The 20,142-nt window shown below is 68.8% G+C and carries 21 protein-coding genes; 8 read left to right on the top strand and 13 right to left on the bottom strand.

All coding sequences use genetic code 11. From position 1 onward, the window contains the following. Positions 1-45 precede the first annotated feature (45 nt). The 3 genes from MJQ72_RS34340 to MJQ72_RS34330 all read right to left on the bottom strand — a co-directional run bounded on the left by MJQ72_RS34340 (position 46) and on the right by MJQ72_RS34330 (position 2,920). A complete protein-coding gene (locus MJQ72_RS34340) occupies positions 46-1,794 on the bottom strand; it encodes a BCCT family transporter (RefSeq protein WP_240595242.1) in 1,749 nt (582 codons plus the stop codon). Positions 1,795-1,995: 201 nt separating this feature from the next. After that, positions 1,996-2,751: a hypothetical protein gene (locus tag MJQ72_RS34335; RefSeq protein WP_240595241.1), complete on the bottom strand. Its 756-nt coding sequence runs from the start codon at positions 2,749-2,751 to the stop codon at positions 1,996-1,998. Between the two features lie 25 nt (positions 2,752-2,776). Continuing rightward, positions 2,777-2,920, bottom strand: coding sequence for a hypothetical protein (locus MJQ72_RS34330; RefSeq protein WP_240595240.1), 144 nt, complete (start codon positions 2,918-2,920; stop codon positions 2,777-2,779). 86 nt (positions 2,921-3,006) lie between these two features. Between MJQ72_RS34330 and MJQ72_RS34325 the strand changes: the two genes are divergently transcribed. Next, positions 3,007-3,963: a GlxA family transcriptional regulator gene (locus tag MJQ72_RS34325; protein ID WP_240595239.1), complete on the top strand. Its 957-nt coding sequence runs from the start codon at positions 3,007-3,009 to the stop codon at positions 3,961-3,963. A gap of 9 nt (positions 3,964-3,972) precedes the next feature. Here the strand turns inward: MJQ72_RS34325 and MJQ72_RS34320 are convergent, their stop codons facing one another. Further along, on the bottom strand, positions 3,973-4,161 hold the full coding sequence (locus MJQ72_RS34320) for a hypothetical protein (protein ID WP_240595238.1): 189 nt from the start codon (positions 4,159-4,161) through the stop codon (positions 3,973-3,975). 89 nt (positions 4,162-4,250) lie between these two features. Next, entirely contained in the window at positions 4,251-5,153 is a 903-nt protein-coding gene (locus tag MJQ72_RS34315) for a LysR family transcriptional regulator (protein ID WP_240595237.1), read from the bottom strand. A 120-nt stretch (positions 5,154-5,273) separates the two neighbouring features. Between MJQ72_RS34315 and MJQ72_RS34310 the strand changes: the two genes are divergently transcribed. The 3 genes from MJQ72_RS34310 (at position 5,274) to MJQ72_RS34300 (ending at position 7,822) form a co-directional block, all read left to right on the top strand. Next, a complete protein-coding gene (locus MJQ72_RS34310) occupies positions 5,274-5,972 on the top strand; it encodes a type 1 glutamine amidotransferase domain-containing protein (RefSeq protein WP_240595236.1) in 699 nt (232 codons plus the stop codon). A 65-nt stretch (positions 5,973-6,037) separates the two neighbouring features. Continuing rightward, complete coding sequence (locus tag MJQ72_RS34305; protein WP_240595235.1) at positions 6,038-6,607, top strand: TetR/AcrR family transcriptional regulator; 570 nt, start codon at positions 6,038-6,040, stop codon at positions 6,605-6,607. 18 nt (positions 6,608-6,625) lie between these two features. Beyond that, positions 6,626-7,822 (top strand): FAD-dependent monooxygenase, encoded by a 1,197-nt coding sequence (locus MJQ72_RS34300; RefSeq protein ID WP_240595234.1) that lies wholly within the window; start codon positions 6,626-6,628, stop codon positions 7,820-7,822. 287 nt (positions 7,823-8,109) lie between these two features. Here MJQ72_RS34300 and MJQ72_RS34295 read toward each other — a convergent pair whose 3' ends face one another. The 7 genes from MJQ72_RS34295 to MJQ72_RS34265 form a co-directional block, all read right to left on the bottom strand. After that, the gene (locus MJQ72_RS34295; RefSeq protein ID WP_240595233.1) at positions 8,110-9,366 is read right to left on the bottom strand and encodes an HNH endonuclease signature motif containing protein; all 1,257 of its coding nucleotides are present in this window, start codon (positions 9,364-9,366) and stop codon (positions 8,110-8,112) included. A gap of 116 nt (positions 9,367-9,482) precedes the next feature. Then, a complete protein-coding gene (locus tag MJQ72_RS34290) occupies positions 9,483-10,466 on the bottom strand; it encodes a hypothetical protein (RefSeq protein ID WP_240595232.1) in 984 nt (327 codons plus the stop codon). Between the two features lie 61 nt (positions 10,467-10,527). After that, on the bottom strand, positions 10,528-11,277 hold the full coding sequence (locus MJQ72_RS34285; RefSeq protein WP_240595231.1) for an SDR family NAD(P)-dependent oxidoreductase: 750 nt from the start codon (positions 11,275-11,277) through the stop codon (positions 10,528-10,530). 10 nt (positions 11,278-11,287) lie between these two features. Further along, positions 11,288-12,334, bottom strand: a complete 1,047-nt coding sequence (locus tag MJQ72_RS34280) for an ABC transporter permease (protein ID WP_240595230.1) — start codon at positions 12,332-12,334, stop codon at positions 11,288-11,290. Then, positions 12,331-13,218: an ABC transporter ATP-binding protein gene (locus MJQ72_RS34275; protein ID WP_240595229.1), complete on the bottom strand. Its 888-nt coding sequence runs from the start codon at positions 13,216-13,218 to the stop codon at positions 12,331-12,333. The genes MJQ72_RS34280 and MJQ72_RS34275 overlap by 4 nt, the downstream gene beginning before the upstream one ends. Next, positions 13,215-13,607: a GntR family transcriptional regulator gene (locus tag MJQ72_RS34270; RefSeq protein WP_240595228.1), complete on the bottom strand. Its 393-nt coding sequence runs from the start codon at positions 13,605-13,607 to the stop codon at positions 13,215-13,217. The genes MJQ72_RS34275 and MJQ72_RS34270 overlap by 4 nt, the downstream gene beginning before the upstream one ends. A gap of 74 nt (positions 13,608-13,681) precedes the next feature. Beyond that, on the bottom strand, positions 13,682-14,860 hold the full coding sequence (locus MJQ72_RS34265; protein ID WP_240595227.1) for a glycosyltransferase 87 family protein: 1,179 nt from the start codon (positions 14,858-14,860) through the stop codon (positions 13,682-13,684). A gap of 136 nt (positions 14,861-14,996) precedes the next feature. Between MJQ72_RS34265 and MJQ72_RS34260 the strand changes: the two genes are divergently transcribed. The 4 genes from MJQ72_RS34260 (at position 14,997) to MJQ72_RS34245 (ending at position 19,456) form a co-directional block, all read left to right on the top strand. Beyond that, complete coding sequence (locus MJQ72_RS34260; RefSeq protein ID WP_240595226.1) at positions 14,997-15,902, top strand: AraC family transcriptional regulator; 906 nt, start codon at positions 14,997-14,999, stop codon at positions 15,900-15,902. Between the two features lie 78 nt (positions 15,903-15,980). Continuing rightward, complete coding sequence (locus MJQ72_RS34255) at positions 15,981-16,823, top strand: carbohydrate-binding protein (protein WP_240595225.1); 843 nt, start codon at positions 15,981-15,983, stop codon at positions 16,821-16,823. A 193-nt stretch (positions 16,824-17,016) separates the two neighbouring features. After that, positions 17,017-18,360, top strand: a complete 1,344-nt coding sequence (locus MJQ72_RS34250; RefSeq protein WP_240595224.1) for an erythromycin esterase family protein — start codon at positions 17,017-17,019, stop codon at positions 18,358-18,360. Between the two features lie 121 nt (positions 18,361-18,481). Beyond that, the gene (locus MJQ72_RS34245) at positions 18,482-19,456 is read left to right on the top strand and encodes a sporulation protein (protein ID WP_240595223.1); all 975 of its coding nucleotides are present in this window, start codon (positions 18,482-18,484) and stop codon (positions 19,454-19,456) included. Positions 19,457-19,495: 39 nt separating this feature from the next. Here MJQ72_RS34245 and MJQ72_RS34240 read toward each other — a convergent pair whose 3' ends face one another. After that, positions 19,496-20,083, bottom strand: a complete 588-nt coding sequence (locus tag MJQ72_RS34240) for a TetR/AcrR family transcriptional regulator (RefSeq protein ID WP_240595222.1) — start codon at positions 20,081-20,083, stop codon at positions 19,496-19,498. Positions 20,084-20,142: the final 59 nt, after the last annotated feature.

The following is a 20,142-nucleotide window of genomic DNA, read 5'->3' as shown; positions in this document are numbered from 1 at the left end:
GTGAAGGCCCCCTTCACCGAAGGGGGCCTTCACGTACTCATCGACTCAGGTGCGCTGTTTCGACCGGCCGAGGATGCGACGGCGGCCGTGGCCACCGTTGGTGCGTTCCTCGTGCAGTTCCTTCAGCGACAACATCATCGCGTCTTCCTGTTTCATCAGCGGGTCGTTGCGCAGGTCCTTCCAGACCGACACGCACAACCCGACCATCACGAACACGAACGGCACCGCGATCAGGATGGTGAGGTTCTGCAACCCGGTCAGCGCCTTGTTCCCGCCGACGAGCAGCATCACCGCCGCGACGGCGCCCATCAGCACGCCCCAGAAGATGACGACACCCTTCTTCGGATGCACACTTCCGCGCTGGGACAAGGTGCCCATCACCACCGACGCCGCGTCCGCGCCGGAGACGAAGAAGATGGACACCAGGATCATCACCAGGATCGCGATCGGGACGAACCACGGCAGGGTCTCGAGCAGTTCGAACGTCGCCGATTGGGCACTGCCCGCGCCCGCGATGTCCGTCCCGGCCCGCTGCCTGCTGATCGCCGCGCCGCCGAAGATCGCGAACCAGATCAGGCTCACGACGCTCGGGATCGCGATGACACCGAAGATGAATTGCCGGATGGTGCGGCCGCGCGAGATCCGCGCGATGAACATGCCGACGAAGGGCGTCCACGAGATCCACCACGCCCAGTAGAAGACCGTCCAGCCGCCGAGCCACGTCTGCATCTCTTCGCCACCGGTCATCCCGGTACGGCCGGACATCTCCGCCAGCTCGCGGAAGTAGTCGCCGATCGCGCCGGGCACGATGTTGAGGATGAGCACGGTCGGCCCGACCACCAGCACGAACACCGCGAGTACCGCGGCGAGCACCATGTTGATGTTGGACAGCCACTGGATTCCCTTGGCCACCCCGGACACCGCCGACGCGATGAACGCGATGGTGAGGATCGCGATGATCGCGACCAGCAGTCCCTTGCCGGGATCGTCGATCCAGCCGACGGCGCCCATCCCGCCACCGACCTGGAGCGCGCCGAGGCCGAGCGAAGCGGCCGAACCGAACAGGGTCGCGAAGATCGCCATGATGTCGATCGCCTTGCCCAGCGGCCCTTCGGTGCGCCGCTTGCCGATCAGCGGCGCGAACACCGAACTGATCAGCTGGCTGCGGCCCTTGCGGAAGGTGCTGTACGCGATCGCCAGGCCGACGACGGCGTAGATCGCCCACGGGTGCACGGTCCAGTGGAACAACGTCGTCGCCATCGCGGTGTGGACGGCTTCGTCGGAGTTCGGTGCCGCGGTGCCCGGGGGCGGGCTCGCGAGGTGGGAAACCGGTTCGTACACACCGAAGAACATCAGGCCGATACCCATACCGGCGCTGAACATCATCGCGATCCACGACGACGTCCGGAATTCGGGGAGTTCCTTGTCGCCGCCCAGCGGGATCCGGCCGTAGCGGCTTATGGCCAGACAGACCGCGAAGAGCACGAAACCGCTCGCGGTCAACACGAACGCCCAGCCGCCGTACGGGATCACGGCGTCGTTGAGGAGGGTCGACGCGACACTCGCGAGACTCTCCGGGGAGAGGACACCCCAGACGATGATCGCGAGCGCGAGCACCGCCGCCACACCGAAAACGGTCCGGTCGGTCTCGGCGGGGCGTTCGGCGGCGAGGTCGAGCGGGACGTGCTCATCGGGCGGGTGCCCCGGACCTGTCGTGTCCGGCGCGTGGGCGAGGTCCGACGCGGTCTCCGCGACGACCTCTTCTTCCGCTTGTTTACCGTCCTGCGAACTCATGTTCAGACACGCGCCGACTACGGCGCGATCTCCTTCCGCCCGAGTTAACCCGTTTGCACCACTGCACCCTAACCAGAAAACTGGTAACCGGCAGAAAATGCGGGCGAAGAGGTTTAAACCGCTGATTGTGGGCCTGACCTCGGCGGATGCGATCATCGTCGTCGATCTCGGCGGGGAACGTGTCGCTCGTGACACCGGCGGTCAGGAGATCGGGCCGAGTTTCTCGCAGAGAACCCTGCTGAACTGGGGTTCCTTGGCGAGGATTTCCTCGCATCCCTTGGATTTGACGCTCGTCACCGACTGCCATCCCTCGGTCGCCCAGCGGTAGAGCACGCGCAGAGACGGGCTTTGGGGGAAGTTCGTGCGGTCGACGACGAGCCACCGCTGGTCGCAGGCGCGCGTGTCGATGTCGATGGCCTCGCCGCGGGTCTGCTCGACCCAGACGTCGGCGCAGTGATCGGCGGGCGGGTGGCAGCCCAGCGCGCCGCAGTGACCCCAGGTCCCATCCGGCAGTTTGTTCCAGGGGCCCGCGCTCCAGTCCAGCATCAGCGTCCGGTTCGCGATCGGGGCCGCGGTGGTGAGCTTGATCTCCGAAGGCACCGTTTCCCGGCAGTCGGCGGCACCGGGGGTGATGACGACGTACGCATAGATGATGTCGTTCTCTTCGGTCAGGCCTTCGATCCGCGGGTCGCGGCCGCATTTCGGGATCGCCACCTGGAGCAGGAGGGTGCGGTCGTCCGGCCCCGCGCGGACGCCCGTGGTCGCGACGGTCAAGGTCGCGTCGGGGAGCGCCGCTTCGACCGAGGTGGGGCTCTTCGGTACGGAACTCGTCGGCGCCGGAGCGGTGTCCGCGTACGGAATGTCGGCCGCCAGGACGGCGGCGAAGAATGCTCCGCCGCCGAGCAGTACGGCCGCGCTCCACAGGACAGGACGAACGAAACGCCGTCTGCCGGCCATCAAACCCCCCAGGTTCGGAGGGATTTTAGACCGTGGCGCCCCCTCTCCAGAAGGGCCGGCCGAGCGAGTCTCCGCCGGCGGCGTCCGGGCGGGCCTGCCGCGCGTGGTTGCGCTCCAGCAGGTAGGTGACGAGGGCGATCAGGGCGAGGGTGACGATGATTGCGGTCATGGCAGTAAGTTTGCGCCACTCGACATCCTGCCAAAAGTGGCAGTTCTGTCGTTGTGCGTCAAAATCCTGCCAGCTATGCTCCGGGCATGCTGAAGAGCGTCGCCGTGGTGCTGCTGGACGATTTCGCCGCCTTCGAGTTCGGTGTCGTCTGTGAGGTGTTCGGCTACGACCGCACCGATGACGGAGTGCCACTGCTCGACTTCCGCGTGTGCGGGGAGCGTGCCGGAGAGCCGCTCAGCCTCGGTCACGGCGTCAAGGTCACGCCGGAGCACGGTCTCGAAGCGACCGAGGACGCGGACCTCGTCGTCGTCCCCGCCTGCGACGTGCGCGACGAATACCCGCCCGCGGTGCTCGAAGCGCTCCGGACGGCCTCGGCGCGGGGAGCCACGCTGCTTTCGGTCTGCACCGGCGCGTTCGTGCTGGGTGCCGCGGGTCTGCTCGACGGGCGGCGGTGCACCAACCACTGGCGGCACAGCGCGAAGTTCCGGAAGCGTTTTCCCCAGGCGCAGCTGGATCCGGACGTCCTCTTCGTCGACGACGGCGACATCATCACCAGCGCCGGAACGGCCGCCGGTATCGACGCGTGCCTGCATCTGGTCCGGCGGGAACTCGGCTCCGCCGCGGCCACCGTGATCGCCCGGCGCATGGTGGTGCCGCCGCAACGGGAAGGCGGGCAGCGTCAGTTCGTCGAGGTGCCGATCCCGGAGTGCACCGGGGACAGCCTCCAGCCGGTGCTCACCTGGATGCTCGACACCATCGACCACGAACACGCCGTCGCCGATCTGGCCCGCCGGGCCCGGATGTCCGAGCGCACCTTCGCCCGCAAGTTCGTCGCGGAGACGGGCACCACACCGCACCGATGGCTTTCGACACAACGGGTTCTGCACGCGAGGTCGCTGTTGGAGGGGACGGGGATGAGCATCGACGAGGTCGCGCGCCGCTGCGGCTTCGGCTCAGGAGCCTTGCTGCGGCACCATTTCCACAAGGTCGTCGGCGTTTCCCCGCAGGACTACCGGCGAACCTTCGCGCCGCAGCGCGTTTGACGCCCGCCCCTAGTCCTTCGGTGCTTTGTTGAACAGGCCGAGGGATTGCGCGAACGCGGCGCCACCCGCCAGGAAGACGAGCGGCAGCGTCTTGGCCCAGAACGCGCCGACGTCGAGCGAGATGAGCAACGCGAGCAATCCGCCCGCCAAGGCGGCCAAGACGAGCATTCCGAGCGCGAGGCGGGGTTTCGAGACCATGTGCCCTCCAGGATCGGATTCGGAAAAGGGCAAGCCTCGCGGGGGTTTCGACGGGGAAAGAGGTCATTTTTGCCGCGCCCCGGGCGGTTCTAGAGTGAGCCCCAGGCGCGGGCGCGGTCCAGCAGCCTGTCGCGGATGAGGGTCACGACCGGCCGCACCGGGCCGGACCGGTGCGCGAGATGGATGGTGTTCAGCGGCGGCACTTCCGGGGTGTGCGCTATCGAGACCGAGCCCGCTTCGAGCGCGGCCGCGGCGATGTAGCGCGGCAGCACGCTCGCCCCGGCGCCCGCGACGACGACGGCGAGGATCGCGCGGAGATCGGGCACGACCATCGCGACACGGTTCGGCGGCCGCCGCCCGAACTCGCTGCGCCAGTAGCGGCGGATGATCGGCAGATCGGCGGCGTAGGCGATCAGCGGCAGATGGGCCAGCGCCGGCACCGGGTCGGCGGCGAGCAGCGCGGGATCGACGCTCCGGGCGAGCGCGGGGGCGGCGACGAGCACGAATTCCTCGTCGATCAGCGGAATCGAGGTGATGCCGCGTCGCCGCGGCCGGACCGACGAGATGACGAGGTCGAGGCGCGCGGCTTCGAGGGTGGACAGGAGTTCGTCGGCGAGCCCGAGGGTGACGTCGAGCCGCAGGCCGCGTTCGGTCAGCGGGGCGAGCGCGGGCAGGAACCGCGTCGCCATGCCGTCGCTCGCGCCGCCCAGCGCCACCTGTTCGCGGTACTGGACGTCGTCGTCGCCCGTCGCCAGAGCGCCCCGCAGTTCGTCGATCCGGGTGCCGATCCTGGCGGCGAGTTCGGCCGCGCGGGCGGTCGGCGCCGCACCGAGCCGTGACCGGACGAAGAGCTGCTCGCCGAGTTCCTCCTCGAGCTTCAGCAACTGCCCGGTGACGGCGGGCTGGGTCAGGCCGAGCTCCGCGGCGGCCGCGGAGAGCGAGCCGAGCCGGTAGATCGACAGGAAGGTCGCCAGCCGGTCCAAATTGGGCATGCAAGTCACCTTCCATAAGAAATCTTATGGATCGTAGCCGCCGTCGCGGAGTACTCGCGGCAACGACCCGGTTGAAGCGGGCAGTGGGCACAACGCCCCCGGACAACGAAAGGAACAGTCATGGCGCGGATCCTCATGATCGTCTCGGCCGCGGACCACGTGCGGCTCACGGACGGCGTCGACCACCCGACCGGGTTCTGGGCCGAAGAGGTCGCCGAGTCGCACCGGGTGCTCGCCGCGGCGGGCCACCAGGTGGAGATCGCGACGCCGTCCGGGCTCCGGCCGACCGTCGATCCGATCAGCCTCGACGAACGCGGCGGCGTCGACCCGGCCGCGGGCGCGAAATTCGCCGAGTACCTCAAGGGGCTCGATCTTTCGGCGCCGCTCAAGCTCTCCGAAGTCTCGGCCGACACCTACGACGCCTTCTACCTGCCCGGCGGACACGGCCCGATGACCGACCTGGTGGACGACGCCGACCTCGGCGTCTTGCTGAACGACGCCGACGCGCAGGGCAAGACCATCGCCGCGCTCTGCCACGGACTCGCCGCCTTGCTCAGCGCGCGCCGCGAGGACGGCTCGTTCACCTTCGCCGGCCGCTCGATGACGTCGTTCAGCGACGAGGAGGAACGGCAGGGCGGTCTGGGCGAGAAGACCCCCTTCTTCGTCGAGGCGCGGCTTCGGGAACAGGGCGCGATCGTCACTCCGGCGGCCGCCTGGTCGAGCGAGGTCGTCGTCGACGGAAACCTGGTCACCGGCCAGAACCCGCAGTCCAGTGTCGCCACCGCGGAACGCGTGGTGGCGCGGCTGCAGACGGCGTGAGTTTGCGCCGCGGCCGGATCCGGGCATACGATCAGGGCAGTCGTACAGGACGAACGCCCTAGGAGATGACGGTGGCAGGATCCCCGGCCGCGGCGCGTGGCAGGCTCGTTCGGCAACGGTTGCTCGAAGCGGCTGTCGCGCTCGTGCCCGAACTCGGCTGGTCCGCGGTCAGCACCCGGATCCTGGCCGAGCGCGCCGGTGTCACGCCGAGCGTCGTGCACTACCACTTCCCGTCGCTGCAGGCCTTGATGATCGAGGCCGTACTCGGCGCGATGCGCGAAGTCGCGCTCGCTTTCGAGCCGGCACTGGAGGCCGTCGAGACGCCGGCCGACGCGGTGGACGCGTTGCTGGCGTCGATCGGCGAATACTCCGGCACCGACCCGATGTCGCTGCTGTTCGCCGAGGCCTACCTCGCCGCGACCCGCGACGACACCTTGCGCGAAGGCATTCGTGAGCTGCTCGCCGACCTGCGTGCCAGGTTCGGCGGGTGGCTGGCGCAGCGGGGAGTGGCCGACGCCGAGGACACCGCCGCTGCGCTTCTCGCCGCCGTGGACGGGCTTCTGCTGCATCGGGCGCTCGGACCGGAGTCCGGCCGGATCGTCTCCCCGGCCGTCCTGCGCAGGCTGGTCGGCTGAACGAAAGGGAGGGACCCCATGAAGGTGGCGATCTGCGGTGCCGGGATCACCGGTCTGGCGCTGGCGCACCGGCTCGCGGCGCTGGACGTCGAGGTCGTGGTGCTGGAACGCGCCGCGGGGCCGCGGGAGCAGGGCTACATGATCGACTTCTTCGGCCCCGGCTTCGACGCCGTCGAGGAAATGGGCTTGCTGCCCCAGGTCGAAGAAGCGGCGTATCAGGTGGACGAGGCGAGCTTGCTGGACGAACGCGGGCGCCGCCGGGCGGCGATCGACTACGTCCAGTTCGCCAAGTCGGTGCGAGGACGGCTCTGCAGCATCATGCGGCCCGATCTGGAACGCGTGCTGCGTACCGGACTTCCGTCCACAGTGGACGTCAGGTTCGGTGCCGGGGTCGACGGCGTCGAGGATCTCGGCGACCGGGTGCGGGTCACCCTGGCGGACGGCGAGGCGCTCGAAGCCGATCTCCTGGTCGGGGCCGACGGGATCCATTCGACCGTGCGGCGGCTGGTCTTCGGCGAAGAGAGCCGGTTCTTGCGTCATCTCGGGTTTCATACGGCGGCCTTCGTTTTCGAGGACGAGGAGATCCGGGCACAGGTGGGGGAGCGGTTCTGCCTCACCGACACCGTCGGGATGCAGATGGGTTTCTACGGTCTCCGCGACGGCAAGCTCGCGGCGTTCGCCGTGCACCGCACGACGGATCCGGCCCTGCCTGCCGACGCGCGAGCGGCGCTGCGCGCGACCTACGGTTCGCTCGGCTGGGCGGTGCCGAAGGCGCTCGACCTGTGCCCGACTCCCGGCGAGGTGTACTACGACCAGGTCGCGCAGATCGAGATGTCTTCCTGGAGCCGCGGACGGGTCGTGCTCGTCGGCGATTCTTGTTATGCCGTCTCCCTTCTCGCCGGTCAGGGCGCTTCACTGGGTATCGCGGGCGCGTTCGTGCTCGCCGAGCAGCTCACCCGGGCGGCCTCGATCGAGACCGCGCTCGTGGAGTACGAGAGCCTGGTCCGCCCGGTGGTGACCGAGAAGCAGCAGGTCGCCCGCCGGGGTGCGCGATGGTTCCTGCCCGCCAACCGATTCCTGCTCCTGGCGCGCCGGGGTTTTCTTCACGTGGCCCGGCTCCCGGGACTCGAACGACCGCTCGCGGCCGCCGTCACGGGCAAGTCGACGGCACTGGTGACGAACCTGAAGCATGGGGCCGAGATCCGGAGCCGGTGACCTTTCGACACGCTCTCTGGAGCGCCGAAGCCGCCGGGTGACTCGGTTCCGGAAGCTTCACTGGGCCTCGGAGGTCTAGCGGGCAATTCGTGGAAGCCGTCTTGGGCGATGCGCGGGCAGGGTGATCGCTTTTCGTGATTTCGGTTTCAGCGGAGCGGGTCGGTATGGCCCGGTGTTCCGGTCGGGTGGGCAGGGTCGTATTTGGGGAGTCTGTCTTGGATGGCCTGGGCTTTCCATCCGTGGGGAGGGTCGGTCGCGGCCGGGGTTCCGAGTCCGATCGGGTCGGTCTATGTCCTCAGGTGCATCGTGTTGCGCCTCGGGGTCCCGGTCGGGTCGAGGTAAGCGGGCGGGGTGAATTCGGGGAGGCCGTCTTGGGCGATCTGGACTTTCCATTCGCTGCGGTGGATGAGCCGGTGGTGTTTGGTGCAGAGGAGGACGAGGTTGTCGATTTTCGTTTCGCCGTGGTGCCGCCAGAAAACAATGTGATGAGCGGTGCACCGCGGCACCGGCATGTCACAGCCTGGGAAGGCGCAACCGCCATCGCGGAGGGTGAGCGCGTATTTCTGGGCGAGGGACACGGTGCGTTTGGAGCGGCCGATGTCCAGCGGTTCGCCCGCGGTACCGAGAACGCCAGGTCTGACACGGGCGTCGCAGGCGAGGATGCGGGCGTCGGTGGCGCTGATCGGCCCGACGAGGTCGAGGTGGGCTTCGCCGAGATCGTTCATCAAATCCTCGTAGGACATGGTGACGAGGATGTGTGTCGCTTCCCCGGCTTGGCCGGGAAGGTTACGGCTGGTGGTTTTCAGGCGGACGTAGTCGGTGAAGGCATCCCCGTAACGTTCGTCCTGGCTACGGGGATCCCGCACGCCGTCGATGGCTTTGTGGGGTTTGGCCATCGGGTCGAGGTCGGATTTGAGGCGGGCGTAGGTTTCCAGGTCCAGGCGTGCTTTGAGGCCGAGGGTGCCGTCGCGGTGCTTCACGAACCGCAACTCCGGCCGGGTCTCTTTCGGATCCTCGTTGCGAGGCTCCTTCCCGTCGGGGTCGAGTTCATCCAGCAGGCGGCGTCCGGCGCGGGCGATCTGCCGTGGCCCAGCGTGCCGGGCCAGTTCGACCAGGATCTTCTCTCCGGCCCGGACGTCCGCTTCGGGGACGGTGGAGGGGATGCGGGCGAGGGTTTTGATGATGGCGTCGATCTGGCCGCCGCCGATCGCGCCCTCCGCAGCAGCCTCAGCCGTCAACGGCGCCAGCGGCGGTTCGGGGTCGCCGCCGATCGACGGGCCAGGGTGCAGGGCGAGGACGCGGTCGGCGCGGGCGTTGGCTTCCTTGTCCGACACCAGGAAATCCTCGACAATCAACCCCGCCAACGTCGAATGACCACTACAACCCCGCACCCCACGGGAGTTGATTTCCGCGAGGATCGCGTTCTGCTCCGCATCCAACCGCCGCTTCACCACTTCGAGTTCCTGTTTACGGGCATGCAGCGTCGCCGTATCGACGCGCCACCACTCGGTGGACGTCTTCGGAGAGGCATCGTCGCTGGACACAAGATCAACGCTACGCCGAGTCGAACACCTGTGCTATAGCATATTCAGACTATATCGCACTATTCATCAATGAAACGGGGGCCGGGTGACTCCGTCAGAACCGAATACCTGACGCTTCACGAGCAGCTTCGGGTGAACGTCGCGATGACACCGGTGTAGTAGTACGAAACCGTGACCACGCCATCATCGGTGAGCACTGGCCTCCCGAAGGCTCCGTCAGTGTCGGTGAGCAGCGTGTGCGTGAGTGCGCCGTTCTCCCAGACGCCGACCGCGTACCGCTTGTCGGCGGTCCGGTAGGTGCCCGAGGTCAGTGTGCCCGAATCGACCACGGACTCCCGGGCCCGGACGTCCAGCCGCCGCACGATCCGCCCGGCGGTATCCCATTCGACCGTCACGAACTTGCCGTTCTCGTAGATCTCACCGGATATCCGTCCGCCGCGAAAGGCGTCCACGCGGTCGGTCTTCAGCGACAGTTCGGTCAGCGAACCGCCGGCTTCGCGGACGAAGTAGGCGAGCCGCTGCCCTTCGGCGCGGATGAGGATCCGGCCCTGCTCGTCGATGTCGACCGGGCTGACATACGAGTAGACGGCCGGGTCGGGATTGATCACCCGCACCACACCGGGCGTGGAAGCGGGCCACAGCATCAGGTCGAAGGTGTCCGCGAATCTCGAAGCCATGCCGACGATGTCGCCGGCGTCGTTGATCGCCTTGGCCCGTCCGGCCCGATAGCCCTGCGGCACCGGCAGCTGTTCATACCGCCCGTTCCGGTGGACGACGGCGCCGTTTTCGAACGAGTCGACGATCGTGGTGCCGACCGACACGCCCGAGTCGTTGATGTCCCTCAGTATGGTCTGACGGCCGAACGCCTGGCCCAGGATTTCGGCGGTCCCGTGGTGCCATCGGACGCCGTCGGTGGTCGAGCCGCTGCCGACGAACCAGCCGCCGTTCGCGGCGCCGCTGACCTGACCCGTGGTGCTCCCGGCGGGCAGCGGCAGGGTGCCCGGTGTCCACGTGCAGCCGGCGTCCGCGCTCGCGGTGCCGGTGCTGAGGCCGGTGAACACCAGTGTCACGGCCAGCAGGATCTTCGTCGTCCGCGTCATGTGCGAAACGCTAGGCGCGAAGAATGCCGGGGTTCCACGTCAGATGACACATACGCCGAGATCACCAGGTGGGATGCGCGGTGACGCCTCCGTCCACGGTGAGGTTGTGCCCGGTGATCCACGACGCGAGCGGCGAGGCGAGGAAAAGGCACGCGTTCGCGACGTCGCCGGGGGTGCCGAGCCTGCCCAGCGGCGCGGCCTGCCGCCAGCGGCGGACGCCCTCCGGCCAGGCGTCGCCGAGGCCGGGCCGGTCGATCAGGCCGGGGGAGACGGCGTTGACGCGTAGTCCCCGCGCCCCGTATTCGAGCGCGGCGGCGCGGGCGTGCATGACCAGGGCGGCTTTCGCGCTGCTGTAGTGCGCGTGCCCCGGCGCGGGCTGGGCCGCTTCGATCGAGGCGATGTGGATGACGCTGCCACCGTTCATCACTTCGGCCGCGGCCTGGGTGCACGAGAACGCGCTGGTGAGGTTCGCGTCGAGGATGGCGCGCCAGCTCTCCGCCGACATTTCCGGCAGAGGTTCGACCGGCTGCACGCCGGCGTTGTTGACCAGGGTGTCCAGCCTCCCGGTCCAGGCCGCGGCGGCGGCCACGAGGCGTCGGCATTCGCCGTCGTCGGTGAGGTCGGCGGCGAACGTCTCGGCGGTGCCGCCCGCGTCGTGGATCCGTGCGACGACGGCGCGCGCCGAGGCTTCGTCACGGTGATAGTGCACGGCGACGGCACTGCCCGCCTCGGCGAAGCGCAGCGCGATACCGCGGCCGATCCCGCCGCTGGCCCCGGTCACGAGGGTGGTGGTGCCGGTCAGGTCGAGCATCGAGGTCCTTTCAGGCGAGACGGCGGCGGATCCACCAGAAGCAGAATCCCGCGAGACCGAGGGCGAGCGCCAGATAGAGCGCGCTCTCGATCCATTGGAACGGCCAGAATCGGGTCGGCGGGTGGTAGATCACATGTTGCCGATAGCCGAGCCGGTTGATTTCGGCCAGGCACAGGTCCATCGGGTCGGCCGCGGTGGCCCGGCCGCCGGGCGGCGAAGACGGCGAACACGGGCCGCCGGACGTCGGCATGGTGACGTTCTCGACGGGTTTTCCGGACGGGTCGACGGTTTCGCCCGCCAGCAGCCAGCCGCCGGGATCCGGTGCCTTGGCCTCGAAATGCAGCACCCCGGTGTTCGGGTTCCGGCCGATTCCATCCACAGTGGACGGAGAGAGCTCGACGGTCGCGTCGATGGAGGGCAGCAGATGGGGCCGGACGACGATCGGCACCGCGACCTGGATCACCGCGAACGCGGCCAGCGTGACAGCCATCGCGGGCAGGCTGCGCCGCACCAGCATGCCGATGGTGACGCCGAGCGCGAAGGCGAACGCCGAGTACGCGATGGGGACGACGCCGCGTGCGTCGAACACCATCGCCGAAAGCCGCGGGAAGTCCTTCACCGCGGCCTGTTCGAAGGTGCTCGCCCACCAGGTCACCGCCAGGCTGCCGACGCCACCGGCGAGCATCGCGGCCACGCCGGTGATCCCGAGTTTCACCGCCAGCCACCGCGTCCTGGTGACGCTCTGGTTCCAGATCAGGCGATGCGTCCCGGCCTCGAGTTCGCGGGTGAACAGCGGAGCGCCCCAGAAGAGGCCGATGAGCGCGGGCAGCAGGAGCACGAGCGCGGTCACGGCCAGGAAGGTGTTCTGGTGGTCGTTGAGGAATCGCTGGGCGAAGTCGTCGCAGGCGGCGGTGTCGCCCGCGCAGGTCGCGATCCCGGCGGCGTACTCGCCGGAAATGGCGGGCCCGGTGACGGCCAGGACGAGCGCGAGCACTGCCAGCGCCCCGAACACGGACGCGGCGGGAAGCCGGAATTGACGCCAGGTCAGCCAGATCATCTCCGGACCTCCAGGATCCGCCGGTGGTGCGCGGTGGTTTTGGTCAGATAGGCCAGTACGAGGTCTTCGAGGCTCAGCTTGCTCACCGTCCAGACCGGATCGTGGATCGGCTCCGCGGTGCGGACGACGAAGGTGCTTTGGACGTCCGTATGGCTTTCCGAGACGACGTGCTGGCTCGACGGGAGCCGGGCGGCGTCGCGGCGCGGGCCGGTCAGGCGGTGGTGGGTGGCGAGCAGGGTCTCGACCTCGCCGGACACCTGCACACGGGAATCGATGAGCACGATCAGGAAGTCGCAGGCGCGTTCCAGGTCCGAGACCAGATGGGATGACAGCACCACGTTCAGCTCCTGCTCGACGGTGGCTTCGAGCAGCCCCTGCAGGAATTCGCGGCGTGCCAAGGGATCGAGCGCGGCGACGGGTTCGTCGAGGAGCAGCAGCTCCGGCCGTTTCGCGACGCCGAGGGTGAGGGCCAGCTGGGCGCGCTGGCCGCCGGAGAGTTTTCCGGCCTTGCGTGCGGGATCGAGGCCGAGGCGGGCGACGCGGTCCCTGGCCAGCGCGTCGTCCCAGCCGGGGTTGAGCCGCGCGCCGAGCCGCAGATGGTCTTCGACGGAAAGGCCGGCGTAGGTCGGGGTGTCCTGTGCGACGAAGCCGACCTTGGCGAGCTGGGCCGGGCCGGCGCCGGGACGTTCGCCCAGCACGGTGATCCGGCCGGTGGTCGGCGGCAGCTGGCCGGCGGCCATGTTCAGCAGCGTGGTCTTGCCCGCTCCGTTGGGGCCGACCAGCCCGACCACGTGCCCGGACGGAATGTCGAGCGTGCACTCGGAAAGCGCCCAGGTCTTGCCGTATCTCTTGCCGAGGCCCTCGGTGCGCAGGACGGCGGTCATGCTATTTCCTCTCCGGCGACGGTCCGAAAGGTCGTCATGAACAGCGCCTCGATGCTCTCGTCGTCGAGCCCGGCCTTGCGGGCTTTGCCCAGCCAGCGCTGGAGCTCCATTCGCAGGGGACCGTGCGCGGCGAGGGATCCGTCGGTGAGCGTCGCCGTCACGAAGGTGCCGACGCCCGGCCTCGCGGCGACGAGGCCTTCGTGTTCGAGCTCGCGATACGCCTTGAGCACGGTGTTGGGGTTGATCGCCAGCCGGGCCACCACTTCCTTGACCGTCGGCAGCTGGTCGCCCTCGTCGAGCAGGCCCAGCCGCAGTGCCTGCCGCACCTGGCGGACGAGCTGCAGGTACGGCGAGAGGCCGGAGTGGTCCTCGAGGTGGAACTCGATCATGGTAACTCCATTTATCTAGTTACCTAGTACTATAGAGACATGGTGGAGCGCGGTGTCAAGACGCGTTCAGCGGGCTAACCGCGTTTCCGCAGGGAGAGCGCGCCCGCGACGGCGAGGAAGACCAGGCCGGCGAGGACGTAGCAGTTGCCCAGCCACTGCTGGGTGGTCGTCCAGGTCTGGCCCGGCCGGTCGAAGGCGGGGAAGTACCGGAACGGTGCCGCGACGAAGATCGTGGCGACGACGCCGGTGACCGCGATCCAGGCCGCGGCCCTGCGGCGGTCCTGGCGATGCAGTACCGCGCAGGCGGCGGTGGTGAACAGCGCCGGGGCGATCCACACCCAGTGATGCGACCACGAAGTCGGCGAGATGAGCAGGGCGAACGTCGCGTTCAGCAGGAGTGCCCGCACCGGTGCCGAGCGGTACATGGTCACCGTCACCAGCACCAGCAGCACGCCGGTGAGGGCCATCCAGAGCGGCTTCGCGGCGGACTCGACGCCGAACCTGGCCAGCACGGCCTGCAGGGTCTGGTTGGTGTGGAACGAAGTCCCGCTGATCCCGGACGCGCCGGCGAGCCCGCCGAACCAGTAGCGCGCGGAGGCCTCCGGCGCGACCGCGAACGCGACGGCCGAGGCGGCCACGAACGTGCCCACCGCGGTCAGCGCGCCGCGGAAATCCTTGCGCACCAGGAAGAACAGCAGGAACGCCATCGGCGTCAGCTTGATGGCCGCGGCGAGGCCGACTCCGATACCCCGGTAACGGCCGCGCGCCAGCAGGCAGTCTGCCGCGACGAGGCCCATCAGCAGCAGGTTGATCTGGCCGAAGCCGAGCGTCTGGCGGACCGGTTCGAGGAAGAGCGCCGGGGTGATCGCCAGCGACGCGACGAACAGCGCCTTCCGGCGGTCCCCGGACGGCCACAGCGTGCGGGCGATCGCGTAGAAGGTGATGCCCAGCGCGGCCAGGCTGAGCGCGAACAGCAAGAGCACCGCGCCCGTCCACGGCACCATCGCCAGCGGGGTGAGCACCAACGCGGCGAACGGCGGATAGATGAACAGCAGGGGGATGCCGGCGTCCGAAAGCGGCAAGGCGCCGTAGAGATCGCCGCCGCTCCACAAGGTGTCGACGCCGAAACGGTAGATCTCGAGGTCGCTGTGGGAAGTGCCCGCCGTCATCATGGCCACGGCGCACGCCAGCGCCAAGGCGGCGGACGCGCCGAGCGACCATCCGGCCCGACCGCGCGACTTGGTGGGAGACATCGCGTGGTGACCCTTCGGACGTGCGTCGATGATCGCGACTGTACCCGGCGGGCGGGAAGCGACTTCCGTCGGCAGTCACCGCCCTCATATTGGTCTAGACTTTTCATTCCCCAGTGTGGTGAAAGGGACCGGTCCAATGCGCGGAACGACGGTGTTGCCGAGGACGCCTTGCCTGAAACCGAAGGCGGGGGAATTGCCACTGCATCGGCTGGAGGTCCGCGCGCCGGACGCCCTGCCGTTCACGGTCGGCACCTTCGACTCGATCGGGCCGATGTCAAGGGCGGCGTTCCCGCATCGGCACACCTTCTATGAAATCGTCCATGTCACCGGCGGCACCGGTGACCACGTCATCGATTTCACGCGCTGGGAATTGGGGCCTCCGCAACTCGCGGTCATAACGCCGGGGCAGGTGCATCATTGGGATGCCCGGGATCTCACCGGATTCGTCGTGTTGTTCACCGACGATTTCCTGCTCGAACATCCGTCGGATCGCGAAACCCTGCGCAGGCTCAGCCAGCAGCCGTGGCGGCTCGACGAGCGCGCGGCCGAGGAGACCGCGCGGCTCGTCGCCGAACTCGACGAGGAATTCCGTTGCGGCGGGCAGGGGACCGATTCGGTTCTGCGGGCGCTGACGCACGTGCTGATCGTGCGGGCGGGACGGCTTCCCGGGCTCGCGGATCCGCGTCCGCCGGCCAGGGCGCAGGCGGTGGGCACGGAATTCGCGCGCTTGCTGGGGCGGCCCGATCTCGGGCTCTGGTCGGTCGGCGCGCTCGCGGAACGGATCGGGGTCACGCCGGGATATCTCACCGACGCGGTGAAAACGGCGACCGGCCGGACGGCGGCACAACTGATGCGCGAGGCGAGGACAAGGGAGGCGAAACGGTTCCTGCGCGGCACGGATCTCACCGTTCGGCAGGTCGCCAGCCGGGTCGGTTTCGCGGATCCCGCCTATTTCTGCCGGTTCTTCCGGCGGGAAACGGGGTTGAGCCCCGGTGATTATCGCCGGACCGGTGACGCGCCCCCGGAGATTCACCACGACTGACCAACCCAGTCCATCGTCCACAGCTGATCTTCTCCATACCGTCGAGGGTGATTCCCGAAGCCCCCACGAGGAGCAGGTATGGACGAAGAGAACAAGCTCAGCCGGAAGACCGTGCTGAAGGCCGCGCTCGCCGCGGGTGTGGCGGCTCCGGTCGCGTTGATCGGCGGCCCCGCCCTCGCGCGCACCACCGTCGCGAGCGGCCAGGCGCCCGAGCTGACCCCGTACTGCGACGACGGGGACGACCCGACCATTCCGCAGACCGAAGGTCCTTACTTCAAGCCGAATTCGCCGCAGCGCACCTCGCTCGTCACGCCGGGGACGCCGGGAACGAGGCTCACCGTGTCCGGCTACGTGTTCGGGCTGGGCTGTCTGCCGATCGCGCGGGCCCTGCTGGACTTCTGGCAGGCGGACGTCAACGGCGCCTACGACAACGTGGGGTACACCTTCCGCGGCCACCAGTTCACGAACGACCAGGGCGCGTTCTCGCTGAGCACGATCGTGCCCGGCCTGTACCCCGGTCGTACGCGGCACATCCACGTCAAGGTCCAGGCCCCCGGCAGGCCGGTGCTGACCACGCAGCTCTACTTCCCCAACGAGCCGCGCAACAACACCGACACGATCTTCGACCCGCGGCTGCTGATGACCGTGCGGGACGTGGGAACGGCCAAGGAGGCCGCGTTCGACTTCGTGTTGAACGTGCCGCAGACGCCGACTTCGACCTCGCGGCCGACCAGTACGACGCCGACGACGTCGACTTCGACCTCCAACCCGCCCGGCGGGACGACCTGGGCGGCGGGAACCGGCTATTCCGCGGGCGCCCGGGTCACCTACAGCGGTCGCGGTTACGTGTGCTTGCAGGCGCACACCGCCCAGCCCGGCTGGGAGCCGCCGTCCACACCCGCGTTGTGGCGCGCGGAGTGACGGACAGCCGCTGCGGAGGGAGATAAACGCGGGTGGACTCCCGCCGCCGGGTCCCACACCCCGGCGGCGGGGTCCACCCGCTCCTGCTTGAGGTGAGGAAAACCCCACCCCAAGTAGGAGCTTTGCTTCAATGCGCCGCCACCGTTCCGTCGACGATGATCGATTTCGACAGCGGAACGAAGGGGTGAGCGGTATGACGGACGGCCGGAAACGGTGGGCGAGACGCGGAGTGGTGGCCGCCGCGGTGGTGGTGACGGGGGCGGTGCTCGCTCCTCTGGCGAGTCCGGCGCTCGCGGCGGAGACGGCCACGGCCTGGCGGGATCCGGTGCGGTCGCTGGACCGGGCGGCGCATCCGCTCCGCTCGACCGAACCCGGCCGGAACAACGCCGATCTACGGGCGCTGGGCGGGATGATCGGCGGTGCGAAGGTGGTCGGCCTCGGCGAGGCGACACATGGCTCCCACGAGTTCTTCACGATGAAGGAGCGGGTGTTCCGCTACCTCGTGGAGGAAAAGGGGTTCCGGGCCTTCGCGCTGGAGCTCAGCTGGTCCGCCGGACTGGAGATCGACGAGTACGTCCAGACCGGGCGCGGCGACGCCCGCGAAATCGCGAAGCGCACGCTGGCCGGGTCCCCGTGGGATCGCGAGGAGTTCGTCAGCCTGATCCGATGGATGCGCGATCACAACCGCGCGCATCCGGATCGCACGGTGCATTTCGTCGGTGACGACCTCGGCGCGCCTTCGGTGAACGACGCGTTCTTCGCGCGGATCACCGACCACATGGGCAGGCATCACCCGGAGTCGCTGCCCCGGCTCAACGAGCTGTACACGGGGCTGCGCCCGATCGACGACGCCTTCGCCTACTTGCGCAAACCCCTCGACGAGCGACGACGGCTCGCCACGCAGGCGGAGGAGGCCTTCGAGCTGGTCAAGGGCCTGACCGGCGCGGACGCCGACGGCTGGGCCGAGCAGCACGCCCGGTTCGTCGCGCAGACCGCCCGCTTCCTCGCCGTCGACCTCGCGGATCCGAAGGGGCTGGCCGCGGCCCAGATCCTGCGCGACCGGGCGATGGCGGAGAACGTCGCCTGGTGGCAGCGGCGGACCGGGCACAAGATCCTGCTCTCCGCGCACAACGCCCACGTCGCGTACATCCCCGACATGCCGGCGGTGTACCCGAAGACCCAAGGCGCGTTCCTGCGCGAGACGCTGGGCCGCGGCTACCTGCCGATCGGGTTCAGCTTCGACCGGGGTTCCTTCCTGTCCAAGGACACGGCGGTCGGCGGCGAGTGGAAGCCGTTCTCCGTCCCGGCCGCGCCGTCCGGGACGAACGAGGACACCCTCGACCGGGTCCGGTTCGACGATTTCTACCTGGACCTCCGCACCGCGCCGCCCGCCGCCCGCGCCTGGCTGGACACCGCCCGGCCCACCCGCACCATCGGCACGCTGTTCCCCGTCGACCCGGCGGACATCTCGCTCGGGCGTTCCTACGACGTCGTCATCCACCTGCACGACGTCCGTCAGGCCGATCTGAGAAGGTAGTGACGTCGAGCCCGTTTAGGGGTTTTTAACCCGGTTTGCCTGGCGTGCCGCGGCGGATCTCGGTAGTAGTCGAAGTGTTCCGGTACCCCCTGTTCCAGTACCCAGCGGAGGAAAATCCCTGATGTTCAAACGGATGCTCAGCGCCTTCGGGGTCGGCGGCCCGTCCGTCGACACCGTGCTCGACTCGCCGCACGCCGTTCCCGGCGAGGTGATCACCGGCCAGGTCCGCATCCAGGGCGGTTCGAGCGACGCCCAGATCGAGGAGATCCTGCTTTCGCTGGTCACCAGGGTCGAGGTCGAGCGCGGCGACCACGAGCGTGCCGGGACGGCGGAGTTCCTGCGGGTCAGCGCGGGCCGCAAGGTGCAGGTGACGGCGGGGCAGCTGACCTCCGTGCCGTTCCGGATCGCCCTGCCGTGGGAGACGCCGATCAGCGCGGTGGGCGGACGTGAGCTGCCGGGCATGGTCGTCGGTGTGCGCACCGAGCTCGTCATCGCCGGCGCGCCGGACAAGGGCGACCTCGACCCGGTGCTCGTGGGGCCGCTGGAATCACAGGACCGGGTGCTGGAGGCGTTCGGCGAGCTGGGTTTCTCCTTCCGCAGCGCCGATGTCGAGGCCGGGCGGTTGCACGGTGTCCGGCAGGAGCTCGGTTTCTTCCAGGAGATCGAGTTCTTCCCGCCGTCGCGCTACGCCGGCCGGGTCAGCCAGGTGGAGCTGACCTTCGTCGCGAGCCCGGACGACCTCGTGGTGGTGCTGGAGGCGGACAGGCGCGGCGGCATGTTCCGCACCGGCGGTGACTCGTTCGGCCGCTTCCACGTTTCGCACGAGGAGGCGCTGCGCACCGACTGGGCGGCGGCCATCGACGGCTGGCTGGCCAAGGTCGCCGAATCCGGCGGCGGGCACGCCATGTTCGGCGGGCACCAGGAGCACTACGGCCACGAGTACGACCACCACGGTCACCATGGTCACCACGGCAGGCGTGGCCCGGGGATGGGCGGCGTGGTCGCCGGTGCCGCGGCCGGTGTGGTCGGCGGCATGATCCTCGGCGAGGTCGTGGAAGACGTCTTCGACGGTGGCGACGAGGGCTTCGAGGAGTGATCCGGCTTCCGGGCACACCGGCTCCGGTGTGCCCGGGAGTCACTTCGCGGTCAAGGGCGCCAAAGCGGCGTCGACCGCGTCGGTGAGGCGGCGCGGATCCGCCTCCGCCCTGGCCACCACGTGCAGGCCCTGCATGACGACGAGCAGGAGCCGCGCTTGCGCCGCGCAGTCGATGCCGGCCCGGACCTCTCCGGAGCGCTGGGCGGCTTCGAGTCCTTGCGCGATACCGGTTTCGAGGGCCTCGAATCCACTGTGGACCACTTTCTCGGCCGCTTCGTCGGCGGGCAGCAATTCGGTGGCGGTGTTGCCCAGCAGGCAGCCGCGTCCCGGGTGCTCCCGCGCCGCATCCAGGACACTGAGCAGAAGTTCGCGTAGATGCGCGAGAACGGGGCCTTCGGCGAGCGCGGCCCCCTGGCTTCGGGCTCCGCTCGCGTAGAGTTCCAGCGCTCGCAGGAAAAGTGCGTGCTTGTCGCCGTATGCGGCGTACAGGCTTCCCGGCAGGATCCCGAGTTCGTCCTTCAGATCCCGCATAGAGGTGGCCGCGTAGCCCCGCCGCCAGAAGACGTCGAGCGCTCCTCCGATCACTTGGTCCTCGTCGAAGGACCGCGGCCTGCCTGTGCGTGACATGGTCGCATCGTACGACTTCTTGACAGTGCGTTCAAGAAGTGTACGTTGACTTCTTGTTC

This window comes from Amycolatopsis sp. EV170708-02-1 (genome assembly GCF_022479115.1).
Taxonomy (GTDB): domain Bacteria; phylum Actinomycetota; class Actinomycetes; order Mycobacteriales; family Pseudonocardiaceae; genus Amycolatopsis.
The sequence above is the reverse complement of the archived record's forward strand: the minus strand, read 5'-3'. Positions and strand labels throughout refer to the sequence as shown.